The organism is Streptomyces sp. NPDC050534 (genome assembly GCF_044457745.1).
Lineage (GTDB): Bacteria > Actinomycetota > Actinomycetes > Streptomycetales > Streptomycetaceae > Streptomyces.
In genome coordinates, this window is record NZ_JBITHF010000008.1 from 278908 (window position 1) to 297669 (window position 18762).

The 18762-nt window shown below is 72.5% G+C and carries 24 protein-coding genes; 12 read left to right on the forward strand and 12 right to left on the reverse strand.

The genetic code is table 11. The features are described from left to right. Positions 1-55 precede the first annotated feature (55 nt). From ACIBN2_RS26615 to ACIBN2_RS26630, 4 genes are all read left to right on the forward strand, one after another. Positions 56-340 carry a hypothetical protein gene (locus ACIBN2_RS26615; protein WP_399138232.1) on the forward strand — a complete coding sequence of 95 codons (285 nt, stop codon included), beginning with the start codon at positions 56-58 and terminating at the stop codon, positions 338-340. After that, positions 304-615, forward strand: coding sequence for an SCO5918 family protein (locus ACIBN2_RS26620; RefSeq protein WP_399137846.1), 312 nt, complete (start codon positions 304-306; stop codon positions 613-615). Before ACIBN2_RS26615 ends, ACIBN2_RS26620 begins: the two co-directional genes overlap by 37 nt. 412 nt (positions 616-1027) lie before the next feature. Then, complete coding sequence (locus ACIBN2_RS26625) at positions 1028-1381, forward strand: MerR family transcriptional regulator (protein ID WP_399137848.1); 354 nt, start codon at positions 1028-1030, stop codon at positions 1379-1381. Positions 1382-1468: 87 nt separating this feature from the next. Then, a complete protein-coding gene (locus ACIBN2_RS26630) occupies positions 1469-1801 on the forward strand; it encodes a putative quinol monooxygenase (protein ID WP_399137850.1) in 333 nt (110 codons plus the stop codon). Between the two features lie 16 nt (positions 1802-1817). Here ACIBN2_RS26630 and ACIBN2_RS26635 read toward each other — a convergent pair whose 3' ends face one another. From ACIBN2_RS26635 to ACIBN2_RS26655, 5 genes are all read right to left on the reverse strand, one after another. After that, positions 1818-2648, reverse strand: a complete 831-nt coding sequence (locus ACIBN2_RS26635) for an alpha/beta fold hydrolase (protein ID WP_399137852.1) — start codon at positions 2646-2648, stop codon at positions 1818-1820. A 230-nt stretch (positions 2649-2878) separates the two neighbouring features. Further along, the gene (locus ACIBN2_RS26640; protein ID WP_399137854.1) at positions 2879-3808 is read right to left on the reverse strand and encodes an MBL fold metallo-hydrolase; all 930 of its coding nucleotides are present in this window, start codon (positions 3806-3808) and stop codon (positions 2879-2881) included. Positions 3809-3974: 166 nt separating this feature from the next. Next, positions 3975-5132, reverse strand: a complete 1158-nt coding sequence (locus ACIBN2_RS26645) for an MFS transporter (RefSeq protein ID WP_399138234.1) — start codon at positions 5130-5132, stop codon at positions 3975-3977. Between the two features lie 38 nt (positions 5133-5170). Next, the gene (locus tag ACIBN2_RS26650; protein ID WP_399137855.1) at positions 5171-5761 is read right to left on the reverse strand and encodes a Chromate resistance protein ChrB; all 591 of its coding nucleotides are present in this window, start codon (positions 5759-5761) and stop codon (positions 5171-5173) included. 50 nt (positions 5762-5811) lie between these two features. Further along, the gene (locus tag ACIBN2_RS26655; RefSeq protein WP_399137857.1) at positions 5812-6648 is read right to left on the reverse strand and encodes an undecaprenyl-diphosphate phosphatase; all 837 of its coding nucleotides are present in this window, start codon (positions 6646-6648) and stop codon (positions 5812-5814) included. A 98-nt stretch (positions 6649-6746) separates the two neighbouring features. On the opposite strand from ACIBN2_RS26655, the gene ACIBN2_RS26660 reads away from it, so the two are divergent. Together ACIBN2_RS26660 and ACIBN2_RS26665 are read left to right on the forward strand one after the other, a co-directional pair. Then, positions 6747-7154, forward strand: a complete 408-nt coding sequence (locus tag ACIBN2_RS26660; RefSeq protein WP_399137858.1) for a BlaI/MecI/CopY family transcriptional regulator — start codon at positions 6747-6749, stop codon at positions 7152-7154. A gap of 21 nt (positions 7155-7175) precedes the next feature. Then, positions 7176-8117, forward strand: coding sequence for a M56 family metallopeptidase (locus ACIBN2_RS26665; RefSeq protein ID WP_399137860.1), 942 nt, complete (start codon positions 7176-7178; stop codon positions 8115-8117). A gap of 48 nt (positions 8118-8165) precedes the next feature. Here ACIBN2_RS26665 and ACIBN2_RS26670 read toward each other — a convergent pair whose 3' ends face one another. Next, positions 8166-8936 (reverse strand): SDR family NAD(P)-dependent oxidoreductase, encoded by a 771-nt coding sequence (locus tag ACIBN2_RS26670; RefSeq protein ID WP_399137862.1) that lies wholly within the window; start codon positions 8934-8936, stop codon positions 8166-8168. 163 nt (positions 8937-9099) lie between these two features. Here ACIBN2_RS26670 and ACIBN2_RS26675 point away from each other — a divergent pair, with 163 nt between their 5' ends. Then, complete coding sequence (locus tag ACIBN2_RS26675; RefSeq protein ID WP_399137864.1) at positions 9100-9723, forward strand: TetR/AcrR family transcriptional regulator; 624 nt, start codon at positions 9100-9102, stop codon at positions 9721-9723. A 125-nt stretch (positions 9724-9848) separates the two neighbouring features. On the opposite strand, the gene ACIBN2_RS26680 is transcribed toward ACIBN2_RS26675, so the two are convergent. Together ACIBN2_RS26680 and ACIBN2_RS26685 are read right to left on the reverse strand one after the other, a co-directional pair. Continuing rightward, on the reverse strand, positions 9849-10691 hold the full coding sequence (locus ACIBN2_RS26680; RefSeq protein WP_399137866.1) for an inositol monophosphatase family protein: 843 nt from the start codon (positions 10689-10691) through the stop codon (positions 9849-9851). 100 nt (positions 10692-10791) lie between these two features. Then, the gene (locus ACIBN2_RS26685; protein ID WP_399137868.1) at positions 10792-11361 is read right to left on the reverse strand and encodes a MarR family winged helix-turn-helix transcriptional regulator; all 570 of its coding nucleotides are present in this window, start codon (positions 11359-11361) and stop codon (positions 10792-10794) included. Between the two features lie 143 nt (positions 11362-11504). Between ACIBN2_RS26685 and ACIBN2_RS26690 the strand changes: the two genes are divergently transcribed. The 3 genes from ACIBN2_RS26690 to narJ all read left to right on the forward strand — a co-directional run bounded on the left by ACIBN2_RS26690 (position 11505) and on the right by narJ (position 13553). Then, on the forward strand, positions 11505-11753 hold the full coding sequence (locus tag ACIBN2_RS26690) for a hypothetical protein (protein WP_399137870.1): 249 nt from the start codon (positions 11505-11507) through the stop codon (positions 11751-11753). A 271-nt stretch (positions 11754-12024) separates the two neighbouring features. After that, entirely contained in the window at positions 12025-12435 is a 411-nt protein-coding gene (locus ACIBN2_RS26695; RefSeq protein WP_399137872.1) for a CBS domain-containing protein, read from the forward strand. Between the two features lie 602 nt (positions 12436-13037). Next, complete coding sequence (gene narJ, locus ACIBN2_RS26700; protein ID WP_399137874.1) at positions 13038-13553, forward strand: nitrate reductase molybdenum cofactor assembly chaperone; 516 nt, start codon at positions 13038-13040, stop codon at positions 13551-13553. A 139-nt stretch (positions 13554-13692) separates the two neighbouring features. Here the strand turns inward: narJ and ACIBN2_RS26705 are convergent, their stop codons facing one another. The 3 genes from ACIBN2_RS26705 to ACIBN2_RS26715 all read right to left on the reverse strand — a co-directional run bounded on the left by ACIBN2_RS26705 (position 13693) and on the right by ACIBN2_RS26715 (position 15735). Continuing rightward, a complete protein-coding gene (locus tag ACIBN2_RS26705; RefSeq protein WP_399137876.1) occupies positions 13693-14082 on the reverse strand; it encodes a VOC family protein in 390 nt (129 codons plus the stop codon). 55 nt (positions 14083-14137) lie between these two features. After that, positions 14138-14512, reverse strand: a complete 375-nt coding sequence (locus ACIBN2_RS26710; protein WP_399137878.1) for a DUF952 domain-containing protein — start codon at positions 14510-14512, stop codon at positions 14138-14140. A 65-nt stretch (positions 14513-14577) separates the two neighbouring features. After that, positions 14578-15735, reverse strand: a complete 1158-nt coding sequence (locus ACIBN2_RS26715; protein WP_399137879.1) for a sugar ABC transporter substrate-binding protein — start codon at positions 15733-15735, stop codon at positions 14578-14580. Between the two features lie 262 nt (positions 15736-15997). Here ACIBN2_RS26715 and ACIBN2_RS26720 point away from each other — a divergent pair, with 262 nt between their 5' ends. Further along, on the forward strand, positions 15998-17068 hold the full coding sequence (locus tag ACIBN2_RS26720; protein ID WP_399137880.1) for a chitinase: 1071 nt from the start codon (positions 15998-16000) through the stop codon (positions 17066-17068). A gap of 201 nt (positions 17069-17269) precedes the next feature. Then, on the forward strand, positions 17270-18112 hold the full coding sequence (locus ACIBN2_RS26725) for a hypothetical protein (protein ID WP_399137882.1): 843 nt from the start codon (positions 17270-17272) through the stop codon (positions 18110-18112). 63 nt (positions 18113-18175) lie between these two features. On the opposite strand, the gene ACIBN2_RS26730 is transcribed toward ACIBN2_RS26725, so the two are convergent. Beyond that, the gene (locus ACIBN2_RS26730) at positions 18176-18580 is read right to left on the reverse strand and encodes a luciferase family protein (RefSeq protein ID WP_399137884.1); all 405 of its coding nucleotides are present in this window, start codon (positions 18578-18580) and stop codon (positions 18176-18178) included. Between the last annotated feature and the right edge of the window lie 182 nt (positions 18581-18762).

An 18762-nucleotide genomic window follows, 5' to 3' on the forward strand; every position in this document is an offset into this window, starting at 1 on the left:
GGTTCAGACGCAGCGCCAGCCGTCGGTTCTCTCCACCGTGAGCGCAGCCGGCGACATGGACGCGGCCGGGCCCCGGGTCCGGGACGACATGACCGTCGAGGTCGCCCTGTCCCTCATGGCCGGTGCCGGTGTCGAGTACCTCCTCCTGTGCGACGGGGACGATCAGTGCACGCGCTCGATCACCCGGGCCGAACTCGCCGTTCACCGCGGCAGTTCCACGTACACGGACCGGCTCCGCCTGCGGGACGTCCTCGCCGAGCCGTTCGCCTCGCCCGTTTTCTCTCGACTCCTTGTGAGGGCATCATGCGTTTCGTCATCGCCCGGTACCCGTTCGACCTGAGCAAGAGCGGAGTGCTGGCCTCGATGAAGGGCGTCAGGCCCGAGATCGTCACGGGTGAGTCCGTGACCATCGGCCGCCGTCGCTACCCCGTCAAGCAGGTGGGCCAGGTCATCACCCGGCAGGACCGCCGTGACTTCACCGGCGGCGAAGTCATCCGGGCCATGACCCACCTCGGCTTCACCTGCCATGCACGCCCCGACGCCGCGCCCGTACCGGTCTCCGCTGCGCTGCGGACCGCGTCGGCACTGCTCGGCGCCGCCTCCCAGGACGGATGAGGACGGGCGGCACACCGCCATCAGGATCCCGTGAGGGCCCCGCCGACACACGTCGGCGGGGCCCTCACGGCCGTCCCGCCGTCCTTCTCGCCGCCCACCGACGGCTGCCCGGCGCCCATTGCCGCAGGTCACACGGTATCTATTTCCTCGGGTAGGTGAAATCTACTCTCGCCAGAGTAGACATTGAGTTCCGACACGGTTAGCCTTTTTCTCGTCGATACAGTTCGAGCGAAACTTGGAGGGTGGACCCCGGTCACGCACCCCGCGATCCCCGTACCCCCTTCCGCGGGGCGGACGGCGGAAACAGAAGGTCGGCACAGCATGAGGGCCGACGGATGGTGTTGAATTTCCCTCGGGGCCCTGGTGCCGTACGGCACCAGGGCCCCTCGACGCGTTGGCACAACGAGGTGACATGACAGCAGATATCCCCCTCAGTGATCGTCTGGACGACGACGACTACCCCGCATACACCATGGGGCGGGCCGCCGAGATGCTCGGCACCACCCCGGCTTTCCTGCGCGCCATCGGCGAGGCCCGTCTGATCACTCCGCTGCGCTCGGACGGCGGACACCGCCGGTACTCCCGCTACCAACTGCGGATCGCGGCGCGCGCCCGTGAGCTCGTCGACAAGGGCACCCCGATCGAGGCTGCTTGCCGCATCGTCATCCTCGAGGACCAGCTCGAGGAGGCTCAGCGCATCAACGCCGAGTACCGCAGGCGTGCCGAGCAGGGCGCGCCCGACGCTTCCTCCCCCGCTTCCGGCTGATCACGTGGGCGCGCGCCGGCCGGGTCCGCGGACACGCGATCCTGGTCCCCTGACCGGACCGGACGAGACCCACCGAGGAGCCCTCAGATGATCTTCATCACCGCGAAGTTCCGCGTCCGTCCCGAGCACGCGGACCAATGGCCGGAGATCTCCGCCGCCTTCACCGAGGCCACCCGCGCGGAACCCGGCTGTCTCTGGTTCGACTGGTCCCGCAGCCTGGACGACCCGTCCGAGTACGTCCTCGTGGAGGCGTTCCGCGACGACGAGGCGGGCGCCGCCCACGTCCGGTCCGACCACTTCGGAACCGCCCGCCGGACCCTGCCCCCCTACCTCGCGGAGACCCCGCGCATCGTCAACACGACGATCGAGCAGGAGGGCTGGTCGGAGCTGGGGGAGATGGCCGTGCCGGAGCAGGGCTGACCCGGCACGGCGCCTCTCAGGACCGCAGGAACGCCAGGATGTCCGGGTTGAGGACGTCCGGGTGGGTGGAGAGCATGCCGTGGGGGAGGCCCTCGTAGGTCTTGAGGGTGGCGTTCTTGAGGAGTTCGGCGGTCAGGGGTGCCGAGTCCTCGTACGGGACGACCTGGTCGTCGGTTCCGTGGCAGACGAGCACCGGCACGTCGATCCGCTTGAGGTCCTCGGTGAAATCGGTCTCGGAGAACGCCTTGATGCATTCGTAGTGGGCGTTGGCCGCGCCCATCATGCCCTGGCGCCACCAGTTGTCGATCAGGCCCTGCGAGACGTTCGCGCCGGGGCGGTTGAAGCCGTAGAACGGTCCCGAGGGGACGTCGACGTAGAACTGGGCCCGGTTGGCGGCGAGGGCCTCGCGGAAGGCGTCGAAGGTCTCGAGGGGCAGACCGCCCGGGTTGGACTCCGACTTGACCATGACGGGCGGTACGGCGCCCACCAGCACCGCCTTCGCGACGCGGCCCGGCTTGGCGCGGGCGACGTAGCGGGCGACCTCGCCGCCGCCGGTGGAGTGGCCGATGTGGCACGCGTCCCGGAGGTCGAGCGCGTCCGTGAGCGCGATGACGTCGGCGGCGTACGTGTCCATGTCGTGGCCGGTGGCGGACTGGCTGGAGCGGCCGTGCCCACGGCGGTCGTGGGCGATGACGCGGTAGCCGTGCGCCAGGAAGAACAACATCTGGTTGTCCCAGTCGTCGGCGCTCAGCGGCCATCCGTGGTGGAAGACGACGGGCCTGCCGTCGCGCGGCCCCCAGTCCTTGTAGAAGATACTGGTGCCGTCGTCGGTGGTGACTGTACCCATCGCTGATCCTCCGCTTCGCCCGGACATGCCCCGGCGACGGGAGTGCGGGGGCACACGGGACTGACGAATTGACGCCCTGAGGCGCGGCCTGAAGTACCCGGACCAGATTACGCGCGGGGCGTGCGGGGCACATCCGCAGACGTCGATGTGGAGCCGGAAGGGGAAGCCGGCCTTCAGGCCGGGCTCGGCCCACGTCGGGAGGGTGCGGGCGTGATGGTCGAGGACGACGACTACGCCTGGTTCTTACCGTCTTCTTGATCGACTCGGTGCGTGGCTCCGTGCGGCAGCAGGCGGTAGGTGTCTCCGTCCGTGATCACGTGGCCGGCCGTGGGCGGCGGGAAGTGGGTGCCCAGTACGAGGGTGTCCGTGCCGGCCAGCGAGCCGAGCAGTGCGCGGCGCGATCGTTCGGACTGTTCCGGGTCGATGTCCACGCAGGAACCGATGCCGGGGTGCGCGAACTGGACGGGGTGGTGGATGCAGTCGCCGGTGATCAGCGCCGTTCGGCCGTCGCCGCCGGTCAGTTCCACGGCGATGTGGCCCGGGGTGTGGCCGGGGGTCGGCAACAGGCGTACGCCGGGGGTCAGTTCGGTGCCCTTGGGCGCCACGTCCACGAGGTCCAGCAGTCCCGCCTCCTCGATGGGGACCACCGAGTCGTCGAACATCTGCCGCCGTGGCGCGTCCATGGCGTGGCCCGCCCAGAAGTCGCGCTCGGTACGGGAGGTGACGTAGCGGGCGTTGGGGAAGGTGGGGACCCAGGCGCCGTCCACCTCGCGGGTGTTCCAGCCGACGTGGTCGGTGTGCAGGTGGGTCAGGATCACCAGGTCCACGGCGTCCGGGGGGAATCCGGCGGCGGTGAGGTGATCGACGTAGCCGGTCCGCAGGTCGTGCCAGGCCGGGTTGGCCCGGGTCTTGCCGTTGCCGATGCCGGTGTCGACGAGGACCCGCAGACCGCCCGCCTCGAAGGCGAAGCTGTGGCTGTCGAGGCGCAGGGTGCCGGCGTGGTCGGCGAAGTCGGGGCGCAGCCAGGCGTGCCGGGTCACCACGTCGGCGGTGGCACCGGGCAGCAGCCAGGGGCCGGTCTCGGGCGGCAGGGGCGTCTCGTCGATGCGGTGGACGGTGCTGCCGCCGACGGTCCAGGTGGGGGTGGGGGAGCTGGGCATGCAACTGATTCTCCTCAGCTGCCCTCCCTACGCCGAACTGGGCCGGTTCCCGGGCGGGTTGAAACGCCGTCCCCTCGGCCCCGCCGGCGGACTGTCCCTTCGGCCCCGCCAACCGGTCGGCGGCGATGAGCAGCGGGCGGGGCCGCCCGCATCCCCGATGGCCTTGCTACGCCGAACCGGCCGACGCCCCGCGTGAGTTGAGGCGTCGGTGAAGCAGGCCCGCCAGCGGGCCGACGGCGATGAGGGCGGCCAGGGCCGCGTACCCGTGGGTGAGCGTGGTCAGGGTCGCCACGGCGGCGACCAGCAGCGGGCCGCCCGCGTCGCCGAGTTCGCGGCCCAGTTCGGCGGCGCCCATCGTCTGGCCCAGGCGTTCCTGCGGAGTGGAGGAGGCCAGGGCGGCGAAGCCGAGGGGGGTGATCAGGCCCGTGCCGACACCGATGAGGACGGCGCCGACGAGGATGCCGGTCAGGCCGGGCAGCATGGCGCAGGCCAGGCCCGCCGACGTGATCAGCAGGCCCGCGGTCAGGCCGGAACGCGTGGCGAGACGCCCGGCGTCCAGCGCCCGGCCCGCCCGCGGCTGGACCACGGCCGCGCAGGCCGCGAGCAGTGACACCGCCGCGCCGGTCGCGACCGTGCCGAGCCCGGCGGTGCGGCCGGAGACCGGCAGGAAGCCCACCCCGACCGACAGCGCGGCGGTGGCCGCCGCGAGCGCGGCCGTCGGGGCGAGGAACACCGGGTCGGCAAGGCGCCGGGCGAGGTCGAGCACCGTCTGCCGGGCCTTGGGCAGTGGGGGTACGACGGGCACGGCGAGCGCGGCCCAGACGGCGACGGCGGCGCCGAGCACCGTGAGGACGGCGAACAGCAGGCGCAGGCCGCCGGCCCACACCAGGACGCCGCCGAGCAGCGGGCCCAGCGTGTAGCCGATGGACTTGTAGAAGCCGTAACTGCCGAACGCGCGGCCGTGCTTGGCGGCCGGGTTGAGCCGGGCCACCAGCGCCGAGGCCGAGGGCGAGAACGCGGAGGCCGCGGCGCCCTGGCCGAGGCGGGCGGCCCACAGCCAGCCCGGGCTGTCGGCGAGAACGTAGAGCGCGGACGCCGCGGCGAACGCGGCGAGCCCGCCGAGCAGGACGGGTCGGGCGCCGACACGGTCGGCGAGGGTGCCGAAGACCGGCTTGAGGAGCACTTCGGCGCCGTCGTAGAGGGCGAGCAGTCCGCCGAGCACGAGCAGCGAGGTGACGGCGCCCTCGGCGTGTGCGCCGAGGCTCGCGGCGATGCCGTGCGCGCCGAAGGCGGTGGTGAACCCGGCGGCGTAGAGCGGCCACATCTGCCGGGGCGGGGCCGACTGCGCGGTGGCGTCCCGGCTCATCGGCCGTCCCCCGGCAGCGCGGACCGGTCGTCCCCCGACGGCCCGTGCAGCGCCGCGAACACCCGCTCCGCGTAGTCCTCACATGCCGCGGCGCACTCCCTGAGCCGCCGGTCGGCCTCGGCGGCCTCCGGCGCGCCGAAGACGTCGCGCGCCGTGAGGTCGCGGTGCCAGCGCCGCAGCCGCTCCAGCGACTGCTCCTCTTCCTCGAGTTCGGCGAGGGTGAACTTGGCGATGCGTATCTCCTTCGCCAGCTCCTCCTCGAACTTCCCGCAGTCGGCGAGGAACTCCGTCCAGTCCTCGGACCGCGCGGCCGTGAACAGCGCCTGGAAGCGGGACGCGTCCTCGGCGCTGCGTCCGGTCGCGCTCAGGGCGACGGCCTGACCGCCGGCCTGCTCGGTCAGGACGATCGCCCTGGAGACGCCGTCCGCGAAGACCGGCACGTCCGGTACGGCCCACACGCCCTGTCCGAGCGAGAGCGCACCGATCTTGCGCAGCTCCCGCCAGACGGCGACGCGGTGCCGGGAGGGCTCCGCGGCGACCTTGACCACGAGGACGACCCATCGGATCACCGGTTCAGTGTTCGGCACATCAGCGAATGTAGCAGGCGTTACATCCACCGACCGGCCCGAGCGGCGCGTCAGGCGTTGAGCGCACCCGTCGCCAGAAGCCCCAGCAGCGCCACTCCCACGACGACCCGGTAGACCACGAAGGCGTTGAACGAGTGCCGCGCGACGTACTTCAGCAGCCAGGCGATCGAGGCGTAGGCGACCACGAACGAGACCGCCGTGCCCACGGCGAGCGGCGCGGCGCCCACTCCCGCGCCCACGGCGTCCTTGAGCTCGTACAGGCCGGCGCCGGTCAGGGCCGGGATGCCCAGGAAGAACGACAGGCGGGTGGCGGCCACCCGGTCCAGGTCCAGGATCAGCGCGGTGGACATCGTCGCGCCGGAGCGCGAGAAGCCCGGGAAGAGCAGGGCGAGGATCTGCGAGGAGCCCACCAGCATGGCGTCCTTGAAGGTGGTGTCGTCCTCACCGCGCTTGTGCCGGCCCATCTGGTCCGCCGCCCACATCACACCCGACCCGACGATCAGCGAGGCCGCGACCACCCACAGCGAGGCCAGCGGGCCCTCGATGAGCGGCTTGGCCGCCAGGCCCACGATCACGATCGGGATCGTGGCGTAGATGACCCACCAGGCGAACTTGTAGTCGTGGTGGTAGCGCTCCTCCTTGTTGGCGATGCCACGCCCCCAGGCGGCGCAGATCCGCACGATGTCCTTGAAGAAGTACACGAGCACGGCGGCGATCGCGCCGACCTGGATGACGGCGGTGAAGCCGACCACGGAGGTGTCGTCGACCTGGATGCCCATCAGTCCCTCGGTGATCTTCAGATGTCCGGTGGAGGAGACGGGCAGGAACTCGGTCACCCCCTCGACGACACCGAGGACGACGGCTTGACCGATGCTGATGGCACTCATGGGCGATCCAATGGCACACTCGGGGAGGCGGGAGCTTTTACACGATCGTAGAACTTCTACACGACTGTAGAAGACAGACCGGAGAACCACAAAATCCCATGTCGGCCGACACACACGGACGGGGCCCGAAAAGGGCAAACGGGGTCCGCGAGAGCCAGATCCTCGGCCTGCTTCAGCAGGCGGATGCCGCGCTGACCCCCGGCGAGGTGACCGAACTCCTCGGCGGCGAGCTGACGTACAGCAGCGTGGTGACGATCCTCACCCGCATGCACACCAAGGGCGTGCTCAGGCGCGCCGCGCGCGGACGGGCGTACGCCTACGCCCCCGTCACCGACGATGCCGGGTTCGCCGCCCGGCGTATGCGTACAGTTCTCGAGGAGAGGCCCGACCGGGAGGCCGTCCTCGCCCGGTTCGCGGACGAGCTGTCCGACCGCGACGCCGACCTGCTGCGCCAGCTGCTCGACTCCGGCCAGCACCCCGGACACCACAAGCAGTCCGGACAGTAGACATCAGGAAGGGCCCGCCGGATGCGCATCGCCGTCTACGTGCCGCTGCTGCTCTCGCTGCTCGCCCCGCTCGGCGCACGGCCGCTGTCCGAGCGCTGCGAGCCCCGCCTGGCGACCTGGCTGCTCACCGTCTCGTCGCTGGTCCTGGGCGCGGCGAGCACGATCTCCCTGGGGCTGCTGGCCGTCACCGGCCTGATCCGCTTCCCGCTGATCGCCGGCCTCGGCCACTGGTCGGCCCAGAGCGCGCAGCGCGACAACCCGACCGAGCTGTCGATCGCCCTCGCCGCGGGGCTGCTGCTCGGCGGCGCGGTGCTCGCGGCCGCCCGTATGCTCTGGCGCCGCGCCCGCACGCTGGCCGCCGCGGCCGTGGACGCCGCCTGCATGCCCGAGCGGAACGGCCTGGTCGTGGTGGAGGACGAGGCCCCCGACGCCTACGCGCTCCCCGGCCTGCCCGGCCGGATCGTCGTCTCCACCGGCATGCTGCACACCCTGGACGAGACCGAGCACGGCATCCTGCTCGCGCACGAGCGGGCCCATCTGGCCTGTCACCACTACGCCTTCGTGGCCCTGGCACAGCTCGGCGCCGCCGCGAACCCGCTGATGCGGCCGGTGGCCGGCGCCGTCACGTACACGATCGAGCGCTGGGCCGACGAGCGGGCGGCGACCGCCTCCGGCGACCGCAAACAGGTCGCCCGCACCGTCGGCAAGGCCGCCCTGGCGGCCCGGCGCACCCCGGTGCGGGCCCGCGTCACGAGCGCCGCCCTGGGCATCCTCGGGCGCCGCAACCCCCTGGCGACGGCGGGCCCGGTACCGCGCCGCGTCGCCGCCCTGCTCGCTCCTCCGCTGCGGCACCACACCGTCCTCGCCGCCGCCACCGCCGCCGTCCTGGCCGCGGCGACCCTGGCCACCGCCGAGGCGGCGCACGACCTGCACGTCCTGCTGGCGGGTGTCGGGGCCTGGTGACACCGCAGCGCGGCCGGGCGGTCCGGCGGGCGCGCCGGGGTCCGCGCGCTACGCGGCGATGACGGCGACGCCCGTCCTGCCGCCGTCGACGTCCACCACGGTGCCGTGCACGAAGGCCGCCTCCTCGCTGGCGAGCCAGAGCACGGCGTGGGCGACGGCGTCCGGGGTGCCGACCTCGCCGGCCGGGGTGCCCTTCATCATGACCTCGCCGGGGTGGGGCTCGGAGCCCTCCGGGGCCGGGGGCAGGATCACGCCCGGCGAGACGGCGTTCACGCGCACGCCCATCGGGCCGAACTCCGCCGCCCAGGCACGCGTGAGCGTCTCCATGGCACCCTTCGTGGAGCTGTAGAGCGCGCCGAGCGGAACGCCGAGGCGCGCGATCCAGGAGCCGAGGTTGACGACCACGCCGCCGCCCGCCTCCGCCATGGCCGGGACGACGGCCGCGGTGAGGAAGAAGGGTGCCTTGACGTTGACGCCGTAGACCTGGTCGAAGGTCTTCCCGTCGGTGGCGGTGGTGCCGGGGGCCGGGTAGATGCCGGCGTTGTTCACCAGGATGTCGATCCGCCCGCCCAGCGTCTGGCGGGCCCGCTCGGCCAGGTACCGGGACGCCTCCTCGCTGCCGTCGAGGTCGGCGACGAGGAAGTCGGCCCGCCCGCCGGCCGCCCGGATTCCCTCGACGACCCGCGCACCCCGTTCCCGGTTGCGCCCGGACACGACGACGTGGGCCCCCTCGGCGGCGAACACCTCGGCGATCGCCTGACCGATGTTGCTGGTCGACCCTGTGACCAGCGCCGTCTTGTTCCGCAGTCGTTCACTCATGACGTGATCTCCCTTGTCCGTTCCCTGTCCGTTCCCTGTCCGTTCCGCGGTGCCGGGACGATGCGGGCCACTGTGCGCCGCGGAAAATGGACCGGCAAGTCCAGAAGAGGGCGGGAGGGGATTAGGCTGGTCCCGCCGGTCCACCGACCTGCCGGGAGGCTTCATGGCGGAGGCACTGACGGCGAAGGGCCGGGCCACCCGGGCCCGTATCGTCGCCGGGGCGGCCGAGGTGCTGCGCGAGCAGGGGGTCGCCTTCGCGACGCTCGACGACATCCGCGGCCGCACCGGCACGAGCAAGAGCCAGCTGTTCCACTACTTCCCCGGCGGAAAGGACGAACTGCTGCTGGCGGTGGCGCAGTTCGAGGCGGACCGCGTCCTGGAGGACCAGCAGCCGCACCTCGGGCGGCTGGACTCGTGGGAGTCCTGGCAGCGGTGGCGGGACGTGGTCGTCGAGCGCTACGAACGCCAGGGCGACCACTGCCCCTTGGGCTCCCTGTTCCTCCAGGTCGGACGCTCCCGCCCCGGCGCACGGGCGATCGTGACGGAGCTGATGCGCCAGTGGCAGCGGCAACTCGCCGACGGCATCCGCGCCCTCGGCGCGAACGGCCTCGTGTCCCCCGCCCTGGACGCGGACCGCACGGCCGCCGCACTGCTGGCCGGCATCCAGGGAGGCGTCACCATCATGATGTCCACGGGCGACTCGACCCATCTGAAGGCGGCACTCGACACGGGTATCGAGCACCTGCGGGCGACGGGGACGACCCCGGAGACGGCGGTACGGGCCTGACCTGTTCGGGGTGGCCGCCTCATGGGGCGGGACCGCCCCGGCACGGGCACACGGCGGCCGCCACCCCCTGCACACGCCGCCCGCCCCCTGCACACGCCCGACGCCCGGGCCGGCCCTCCGGCCGATCAGCGGTCCCGGCGGGCCGCCTCGCGTGACCGCGTCCACAGGGCGGACGCCTCCTGCGCCGCGCCCGGGGCCGTGAGCAGCAACGGCTCGTTGTAGGCCGGTAGTTCGGGCAGGGCGACGGCGCCCGCCTCCTGGGCGATCAGCAGTGCCGGGAGGCCGTCGACGTGGTGGAAGCCGCCGATCGCGGCGGCGGTGGCGCGGCCCGCCGCCACCTGGGCCAGGGACAGCGCCGTGGAGCCCATCACGCGGACCGTGCAGTGGCGGTCCGCGAGGCGGGCCATGAGCGCGTCCATACCGGGCCAGTGGGCGTGGGCCGCCCATTCGGTCATGAAGACGTGGCCGGTGAGGGTGGTGTGGTCCGCCGCGCGGACGGGAGCGCCGTTGAGGAACGCTCCCCCGCCGCGGACCGCCGTGAACGTCTCGCCCCGCCACGGGTCCGCGACCAGGCCGAGCAGCGGGGTGCCGTCGGGCGCCGCGAGACCCAGGGAGAAGGAGCACCAGCCGATGCCGTGGGCGTAGTTGGTGGTGCCGTCGACCGGGTCGATCAGCCAGTGCGGGGCACCCGGGGTGCCGTCCGTCCTGCCGTACTCCTCGCCCACGATCCCGTGCCCGGGGAAGGCACGGCCGAGCGTCTCGCGGACGTGCGCCTCCACGGCCTCGTCCGTGTCGGTCACGATGTCCGCGGGGCTGTCCTTCTCCCGCACGTCGGTCGCCGTGGCGGGGGAGCGCGGACGCCGGATCGCCTCCACGGCCCAGGCCGCCAGCCCGGTCGCCACCTCCAGCGCCCGGTCCAGGTCCACACCCACGTTCCGGTTCACGTTCACGTTCGCGTTCGTGTTCACGTCATGCTCCGGCACTGCTCCTCACCACGCCCTTCCGCGTCGTAGCCGCACGTCGTGATCGTGTCAGGCGCAGGTGAACGGTCGCGGGCGAACGCGCACGCTACGGCGCCGGGTTGAGTGGATCGTCGACCACGCCGGCCAGGCGTCCCGCCTCGTCGGCCGGGTCGAGGCCGAGGTCCAGGTCGTCGGCGGCCGCGGTCAGGGCCCGGAGCGCGGGGACGAGGCCGGTGCGGGCAGGCGCGGGCAGGCGCTCGACCAGGCTGCGGATCTCCGCCCGCCGGTGCGCGAGCACGCTCTCGACCAGGTCCTCGCCCGCGGGGGTCAGCCGCAGCACGACCTCGCGCCGGTTGTCCGGGTTGACCCGGCGGTCGATGAGGGTGAAGGACTCCAGCCGCTCGACCATGCGCAGGGCCGTGGAGGGGCTGACGCCGAGGGTGGCCGCCATGGTGACGAGCTTGATCGGGCCGCAGCCGTGCAGCGCGACCAGGGAGCGCAGCTGGGGCAGCGTCAGCGGTACGTCGGCCGAGGCCAGGGCACGGGCGGAGAGCGAGACGATCAGCCGGGAGGCGGCCATCACGGCGAGGGTGACCTCCTCCGCCTCGCGGTCCAGCACCTCGTCGGAGGCGCCGCCCGCGGAAGGGTCCTCGCGGCCGTTGCCCTGCTGCGTCATGAAGTCCTCGATCCGCCGTTTTCCACCGAACGACCCGGGTTCCCCTCGCCACCCGGGGTGACCATTGCAGACTGCAATGGTGGGTTGGCCGAGTAGACCGGGGCCGTGCGGGCGCGAGGGCTCCGGCGCCAAGGGTGATGACCATGAGAACCGAACCGACGAACGAAGCCTATTCCTTCGTGTGCCTGCGCTGCGGGCACGCCTGGGAGGGCGCCTACGAGATCCGGCACATCCGCGACGGCGCGGGACGCCTCCGGGTCGAGTACCACCTGCGGGACGGCCGCAAGGTGCCGTCCCCGCTCACGGACAACACCTGCCGGGTGTGCATGGGGCGCACGATCCGCATCCTGCGCTCCGGGCGGGTCCGCTCGGTCCGCCCCGCACCCATGTGACACCTCTTCACCGCTGACCTGCGGCGGACGCGCGAGGATGCGCGTCCGTCCCGTGCGCGCGGGTCATGACCGGTCCCGGCCTCGGCCCCCGCCGCCTTCTCACCCCGTGTTCCGCACGGGCAACGACGCCCGCCGTCCCCCACCGTTCCCGCCGTCCCCACTGTTCCCGCCGTCCGCATCCGCTCCGGGCCCCCGTGCGACCGCCCGGAACCGGGACGGCCTGCTCCCCCCGTCTGCTTCCCCTGTCCGCCTCCGCACCCTCCGGAGCGTCATGTCCTCCTCCCTGTCCGCAGGATCCCGGTCCCGTACGTCCGCCTCCGACCACGCCACCGACCACCCGCCCGCACAGACCGCGGGACCCGCGGCGGCGTCCGCGGAACCCGACCCCGCCGACCGCACCCCGCTCGGCGAGCCGGCGGCCGTACCGGTCACCGCCCACCCCGACGAGACCCTGCGGACCCTGGCCAACCGCATGGCCCACCACGAGGTGACCCGCCTGCTCGTGGTGGGCCGCGAGGAGGACCGGGTGGAGGGCATCATCAGCCTCCGCGATCTGCTGACCGCGCGGCGGATCGACCACCACGAGGAGCATCACGCCGAGCGCGTCCTCACCCTGCGCACCCGGGGCGCGATACGCATGCCGGGCACAACTATTGCAAAGGCCAAGAAAATCTCCGTATAGAGAAAACCAACCAAGAGTAGTCGTACGACTTCGTGGCGTCACGATGCCCGACGCTGGCGGCAGTGGAATCGCCAGGCGCAGGGAGTGGATTCGGTGGGACGGCGCGGAGCCCGGCGGGAAGCGGAACGAGTGGCGGGTCTGGCCGCCGCGCGTCCGCCGAGAGCGGGCGGAAGACTGCGCCGGACCCCGGCCACGTCCGGTCCCAGGGCGGTCCCGCACACCGATCGGGGCGTCAACGACCCTCCCTACCGGGAGAGTTGGGCCCGCAGGTCGTCCGCTCCACACGGCGTCAACCGCACGGGCGCCTCCTGGTGCCCGTACTCGCCGACGCGCGTGCGCCATCCGCAGGTGCGAAGCGTCCCGGTGGAGTTGTACCGCGCGGCCCGCGCCCGGCCCGGCGATCCCGTGGCGGCGTGGGCCGAGGTCACCGGCGGCCCCGGGAGGCCACGGCGCACCGGTCGGCGCGGGGCAGGGGCGCCCGCGCCCGCAGTCTCCGACGCCTGGGCGCGCCACACCCCGCGCGGGCGCCTCGACCTGTTCAACCGGAACGGGCTCGGCCGGCCCCGCGGGCCGTTCCCCGACCGGAAGGCCGAAGGGCCGCGATGAACCAGCACCGAGCCGTCCACCAGGCGGCGTCCCTGCTCCTGAACTACCCAGACCAGCGGTGGCCCGCCCACCGCGCCCTGGTGCTGGAGTCGATCGGCGGGCTGTCCGGACCGGCGACCGAGTCGCTGCGGCGGTTCTGCCGCCGGACGGCCGACGTCCCGCTGCTCGACCTCGCGGCCCAGTACGTCACCACCTTCGACCGCAGCCGCCGGCGCACCCTGCACCTGACGCACTACACCGACGGCGACACCCGTAACGGGGGCGCCTCGCTCGCCGCGCTCAGGGCCCGCTACCGGCAGTACGGCTGGGAGCCGTCCGGCGGTGAACCGCCCGACCACCTCCCGGCCGTCCTGGAGTTCGCGGCGCGCTGCCCGGCCGCGGGCCGCGCCGTGCTGCACGAGCACCGCGGCGCCCTCGCCCTGCTCGCCGCGGGCCTCGCCGCCGAGGGCAGCCCCTACCTCGACGTGATCCGCGCGGTGCGGGCGACCCTCGACGAGGGCGTACGCCTGTGACGCCGCACCTGCGGCTCGCAGTGCGGGGCGTCCTGCCCGAGCTCGCCCTGGCCCTGTTTGCCCCGTGGCCGTTCAGCCGCCACCGCTCCCGCGGCGGGAGCCGCCGGCCGGTGGTCGCGGGGGAGGGCGTGAGCCCCGCTCACTCCCGCGCCCCGGGCAGGATCGGCTCGAACAGCTCGACGGGATTGCCGGACGGATCGTCCACGATCACCTGCCTGCCGCCGACGCCGGTGATCGGCTCGTTGCGGAAGGGCACTCCCGCCTGCTTCAGACGGCGGACGTCGGCGTCGAGGTCGGCTACCTGGAGCGAGATCCGGTTCCAGCCGCCGGGGCGGGGCAGCGTGCCGTCCGGCATGGCCTGACCGCCGCCGGGCCCGCCCCCGGGGCTGCTCAGCGCGAGCCGGAGATCGTCCCGGACGATCATCGCGAACGCGGGCGCGGGGTGCATGACCTCACGGAAGCCGAGCTGCCCGCAGTAGAAGGCGATGGCGGCATCGACGTCGTCGACGATGTAGCGAACCGTGGCCATGGCGCGCCTCCCAGGAGTGGCGGGATGTCCGGCTGTGCCCCTTCCAGCAGGGTAGTCAGCCGCCGTCCCGCGCGTCCTCCGCCAGCCCTGTCGCCCGGCCCTCCTCGTCCCAGCTCACCACCAGGACGCGCTCCACGGCCGCGCGGTCGAGGGGGCCGAACACATGCGGGAACAGGGTGCCTTCGGGGACTCCCGGCGGGGGTGCGGGGGCCGCCGCCTCCCACACGCAGGGCGCGGTGAGCCGGGCCTCGTCGATCAGCAGGGCGAGCAGCGGCCGGGGAGCGTCGCGGTAGAAGGCGCCGACGACGGCCAGCGTCGTCGCCTCGTCGGGGGAGCAGTGGACGAAACCCTCCGCCGCGAGGGAGGCGGGGGCGTACGGCTGGCCGGGAGCCGCCGACCACTCGGCGGCCGGCACGACGTGATAGATCATGCCCCCGGTTATAGCCGAGGCACGGCGGGTGGCGGGCCGGACCGCCACCCGCCGTGCCCGCGGCGCTACTTCAGGCCGATCGCCGCGCAGTCGGCGGCGTACTTCGCGGTGCAGATGTCCTTCACGGTGTAGACGCCGTCCTTGATCACCGTGGCCTTGATGTTCTCCTTCGTGAGCGCCACGACCGGGACCAGCTGCGCCGGGATCGCCTTCTGGGTGGGGCTGTCGACGGAGTCCTGGGCCAGTGCGTCGAACTCGATCGCCTTGCCCTGCACCTTGGCGACCGCCATGTCCGCGGCGCCGGTCGCCTCCAGCAGGAACGACTTGTACACGGACATCCGCTGCTCGCCCGCCACGATCCGCTGCACCGCCGCGAGATCGGCGTCCTGCCCGGTCACGGGCGGCATCTTGTGGACGCCGGCTTCCTTGAGCGCGTCGATGACGGCGCCCGCCATGCCGTCGTTGGCCGAGTAGACGGCGGCGATGTTGTTCAGCCCGACGGCCTGGATGGCCTTCTGCATGTTCGCCTTGGCGACCTGGGGCAGCCACTCCTTGGTGTAGTACGACTTGGCGACGACCACGCGGCCCTTCAGCTCGCTGATGGCGCCCTCGTGGAAGCGGGCCGTGTTGGGGTCGGCGGGCGAGCCGTTCACCATCACGATCTTGCTGGTGCCGGCCTTCTCGCCGAGCGCGTCGACGATCGCGCGGCCCTGCACCTCGCCGACGAGCTCGTTGTCGTGCGAGACGTAGCCGTCGATCGGGCCCTCGGCGAGCCGGTCGTAGGCGATGACCGGGATCCCGGCGTCCTTGGCCTTCTGCACCTCGGGCGCGATGGCCTTGGAGTCCACCGCGTCCACCAGGATCACGTCCGCCCGGGCGGAGATCATCTGCGCGAACTGCCGGCTCTGCGTGGCCGCGCTGGACCCGGCGTTGGCGTACCGCACCTTGCCCTTGCCGTGGGTGAGGGAGGCGACCCGCTTCGCGATGAGGGGACGGTCGAACTTCTCGAAACGCGCCGTGTCCGTGTCCGGCAGCAGGAGCCCCACCGTGATGTCGTCCCCCTTCTCGGGGCTCGCGGAGCTCCCGCTCCCACCGACGCTGTCGATGGCACCGCAGCCGGCGAGCAGCAGCGCCGCGGCGGAGGTGATCAGGGGTATGGCGTGACGGGGCACGCCGGTTCTGCGGGGGGTGTGAAGGTTCACGTGCTGGTGCCTTCCGGGCATGGGGGGAGCGGGCCACGGGTGAAACGAAGAGCCAACGGGCCCGTGGAGAGCACGTCAAGACATCCGGTTGTCCTCCCCCGAACTCCCTACGGAATCTCCCCATCCGACGAGTGTCGCGTGCCCCGCGACCGCCTTATGTCCGCATTCACGCTCCTGATGCACGGTCAGGGAACTGTAAAGAACCTTGACAGTGAATTGGTCTAGGCCAAAGATGGTCGGCGCTCGCCCCACCCCCCTTCCTCCGGCCCTTCTGGGAGCGTCAATGAGACGACCTCGTCCGGTACTTCGCGCCTTGCTCTCCTGTGTCACCGTCACCGGCCTGTCCGCCGCGCTCGTCGCCCTGGGCACGGGCGGGGCGCTCGCCGCGGACGCGGCACCGGCCTCCCACCGGGCGCACGCCATGCCCGGCCATGTGGCGGCGCCCTACTTCGAGGCATGGACGGGCGAGAGCCCGGCCGCCCTCGCCGCCGCCTCCGGCAACAAGTACCTGACCATGGCGTTCCTGCAGACCGACGCACCGGGGTCGTGCACCGCCTACTGGAACGGCGACAAGACGCTGCCCATCGCCAAGTCGGCCTTCGGCAAGGACATTTCGCAGATCCAGGCCCGCGGCGGCAACGTCATCCCGTCCTTCGGCGGCTACGGCGCCGACACCACCAACACCGAGCTCGCCGACAGCTGCACCAGCGTCGACGCCATCGCCAAGGTCTACGAGAGCCTCGTGACGACGTACGGGATCTCGCGGATCGACCTCGACATCGAGGCCGACTCCATCAACAACGCCGCCGGGATCGACCGGCGCAACAAGGCCATCGTCAAGGTGCAGCGCTGGGCGGAACGCAGCGGCCGGCACGTGCAGTTCTCGTACACCCTGCCCACGACCACCACCGGGCTCGCCCCCAACGGCGTGGCCCTGCTGCAGAACGCCGTCACCAACGGGGCGCGTGTGGACGTCGTGAACATCATGACGTTCGACTACTGGGACGGCGCCACGCACGACATGGCCGCCGACACGCAGACGGCGGCGGCCGGGCTGCAGGCCCAACTCGCCGCGCTGTACCCGAAGCAGCGGCCGGAGAGGCTCTGGCGCATGATCGGCGTGACCGAGATGCCCGGCATCGACGACTTCGGCCCCCAGGAGACCTTCACCGCCCAGGACGCCGTGAAGGTCGAGAAGTGGGCCCGGGACAGGGGCATCAACACCCTGTCGTTCTGGGCGCTCCAGCGCGACAACGGCGGCTGCGTGGGGACCGCCGGGGCCAACTCCTGCTCCGGGATCGCCCAGGACACCTGGTACTTCAGCCACACCTTCGCGCCGTTCACCCGCCGCTGACGTCCCGATGACCGTGAGCAACGCCACGGTCCCCTGAGTCACCCGAAAGCCCGGCCCTGACCTGGAGGTTCGCGGGCCGGGCACGCGGTGTGCAGAGAACCCGCGCAGGAGCACCACACAGGGGTCACACAGTCTTTCGAAACCGCCGTTACCGTTCTCGCCGTTCGACCTTGCCCGTGCGACTGTCAGGAATACAGCGGAATGGACTACTGCTCCTCGTGCCGCCGGCACCTCAACGGCGCCCTGGTGTGCCCCGGTTGCGGTGCCTACGCCCCGGACATCGCACCGGTGACCCACCAAGGCGGCGGCTTCGACGCCTTCGCCGCGAAGCGGCCGTCCGGGCCGGAGCCGCAGCCGTTCGAGCCCCTCGAGGAGACCCCGGCCGCCGAGGCCGTCCTCCCCTCGGGCGACGGTCGGGCGGCACGGCGCCGGCAGCGGGCGCGGTGGAAGAAGAGCCGGCGCAAGGCCGTGCTCGCGACCACCGTCGCGCTCGTCGGCGGCGGGCTGGCCCTGTCCACGCTGGACCAGGGCTCCGACCACCGGGCCGAGGCCGCCACGGCCCCGGACCTCGCCACCACGGGCAACCAGGACCTGCCGGCCCAGCAGTACGCCGAGCCGACGGCCACCCGGCCGGGCACCGGAAAGCACCGCAAGCCCGAGGCCACGAGCGGCCCGGCGGCCGCGGGCACCCAGCAGCGGTCCACCGCCACGCCCGACGCGCCCCACACCACGTCGGAGCGCACGCAGCCCTACACCGCGCCGCACACCGCGCAGACGCAGCCCCGGACCACGACCCACACCGTCACCGGCACGGCGTCCGGCACCTCGGGAACGTCGAGCGGCTCCGGCAGCACGACGCCGTCGCCCTCCGCCACACCGAGTGACGGCGGCACGTCCTCCTCCGGCTCGTCCCCGTCGGGTACGTCGGGCTCGACCTCCTCCGGCTCGACCTCCTCCGGCTCGAACACGTCGCAGCCGGGCACCGCCCCCGCGACGACGTCGCCGTCGCAGGTGTGCGTGCTCGGGCTGCTCTGCCTGAGCTGACGGGCCCGGCCCGAGGCGAGGATTTCGGGTGTGCGGAGATTCGCGGCAGACGCCTGCCCGCCGTCAGCTCTCGTGCGTCTCGCGGTCCGCGTCGCGTTCGAGCACCGTCACCCGGTGGAAGTTGCAGACGGCCGTGGGCGACCCTGCGGGCAGCGGCCCGTTCTGGTGCGCCTTGAGGGCGACGCTGACCAGGCTGATCAGCAGGTCGACGTCGGCGTCGCAGTCGAGGTGGACGGTGACCCAACGCGAGCCCGGCACCAGGCGGATGGCGGTGGACTCCGCGAAGTCGTAGTGCAGACGCTGGATCGCGCCGGCGGTGAGGTGCAGGTCCACGTCGCGGCCGGAGTGGAAGTGCACGATCTCGTCCCGCGCGGAGCGCAGCGCCCGGCCCGTACCGCAGCCGGCCTCGCACGGACTGAGGTCGGGCCACTCCGCCAGCTGGTTCATGGCTCTTTGGGCCGGTGTCATGGGCCCATGGTGCGGTGCTCACCGCGCGGACACCAGGGATTGCGGCATCCGTAACCCGCAGGAGACGTTGTCCACTTCACACAAAAGTCATCAGAAGCGGTCGTACCCGCCGATATGCCCTTCACCAGTCCCCGGCGCCCGCTCTGACCTGCAACAAAACCCAGAACTCCGCAAACGGCCCC

Excerpts from the sequence above, each read along its gene's own strand:
- ACIBN2_RS26615 (WP_399138232.1), top strand. The coding sequence starts at position 56 with ATGGACGCGGCCGGGCCCCGGGTCCGGGACGACATGACCGTCGAGGTC.
- ACIBN2_RS26620 (WP_399137846.1), top strand. The coding sequence starts at position 304 with ATGCGTTTCGTCATCGCCCGGTACCCGTTCGACCTGAGCAAGAGCGGA.
- ACIBN2_RS26625 (WP_399137848.1), top strand. The coding sequence starts at position 1,028 with ATGACAGCAGATATCCCCCTCAGTGATCGTCTGGACGACGACGACTAC.
- ACIBN2_RS26630 (WP_399137850.1), top strand. The coding sequence starts at position 1,469 with ATGATCTTCATCACCGCGAAGTTCCGCGTCCGTCCCGAGCACGCGGAC.
- ACIBN2_RS26635 (WP_399137852.1), bottom strand. The coding sequence starts at position 2,648 with ATGGGTACAGTCACCACCGACGACGGCACCAGTATCTTCTACAAGGAC.
- ACIBN2_RS26640 (WP_399137854.1), bottom strand. The coding sequence starts at position 3,808 with ATGCCCAGCTCCCCCACCCCCACCTGGACCGTCGGCGGCAGCACCGTC.
- ACIBN2_RS26645 (WP_399138234.1), bottom strand. The coding sequence starts at position 5,132 with ATGTGGCCGCTCTACGCCGCCGGGTTCACCACCGCCTTCGGCGCGCAC.
- ACIBN2_RS26655 (WP_399137857.1), bottom strand. The coding sequence starts at position 6,648 with ATGAGTGCCATCAGCATCGGTCAAGCCGTCGTCCTCGGTGTCGTCGAG.
- ACIBN2_RS26660 (WP_399137858.1), top strand. The coding sequence starts at position 6,747 with ATGTCGGCCGACACACACGGACGGGGCCCGAAAAGGGCAAACGGGGTC.
- ACIBN2_RS26665 (WP_399137860.1), top strand. The coding sequence starts at position 7,176 with ATGCGCATCGCCGTCTACGTGCCGCTGCTGCTCTCGCTGCTCGCCCCG.
- ACIBN2_RS26670 (WP_399137862.1), bottom strand. The coding sequence starts at position 8,936 with ATGAGTGAACGACTGCGGAACAAGACGGCGCTGGTCACAGGGTCGACC.
- ACIBN2_RS26675 (WP_399137864.1), top strand. The coding sequence starts at position 9,100 with ATGGCGGAGGCACTGACGGCGAAGGGCCGGGCCACCCGGGCCCGTATC.
- ACIBN2_RS26685 (WP_399137868.1), bottom strand. The coding sequence starts at position 11,361 with ATGACGCAGCAGGGCAACGGCCGCGAGGACCCTTCCGCGGGCGGCGCC.
- ACIBN2_RS26690 (WP_399137870.1), top strand. The coding sequence starts at position 11,505 with ATGAGAACCGAACCGACGAACGAAGCCTATTCCTTCGTGTGCCTGCGC.
- ACIBN2_RS26695 (WP_399137872.1), top strand. The coding sequence starts at position 12,025 with ATGTCCTCCTCCCTGTCCGCAGGATCCCGGTCCCGTACGTCCGCCTCC.
- narJ (WP_399137874.1), top strand. The coding sequence starts at position 13,038 with ATGAACCAGCACCGAGCCGTCCACCAGGCGGCGTCCCTGCTCCTGAAC.
- ACIBN2_RS26705 (WP_399137876.1), bottom strand. The coding sequence starts at position 14,082 with ATGGCCACGGTTCGCTACATCGTCGACGACGTCGATGCCGCCATCGCC.
- ACIBN2_RS26710 (WP_399137878.1), bottom strand. The coding sequence starts at position 14,512 with ATGATCTATCACGTCGTGCCGGCCGCCGAGTGGTCGGCGGCTCCCGGC.
- ACIBN2_RS26715 (WP_399137879.1), bottom strand. The coding sequence starts at position 15,735 with ATGCCCGGAAGGCACCAGCACGTGAACCTTCACACCCCCCGCAGAACC.
- ACIBN2_RS26720 (WP_399137880.1), top strand. The coding sequence starts at position 15,998 with ATGAGACGACCTCGTCCGGTACTTCGCGCCTTGCTCTCCTGTGTCACC.
- ACIBN2_RS26725 (WP_399137882.1), top strand. The coding sequence starts at position 17,270 with ATGGACTACTGCTCCTCGTGCCGCCGGCACCTCAACGGCGCCCTGGTG.
- ACIBN2_RS26730 (WP_399137884.1), bottom strand. The coding sequence starts at position 18,580 with ATGACACCGGCCCAAAGAGCCATGAACCAGCTGGCGGAGTGGCCCGAC.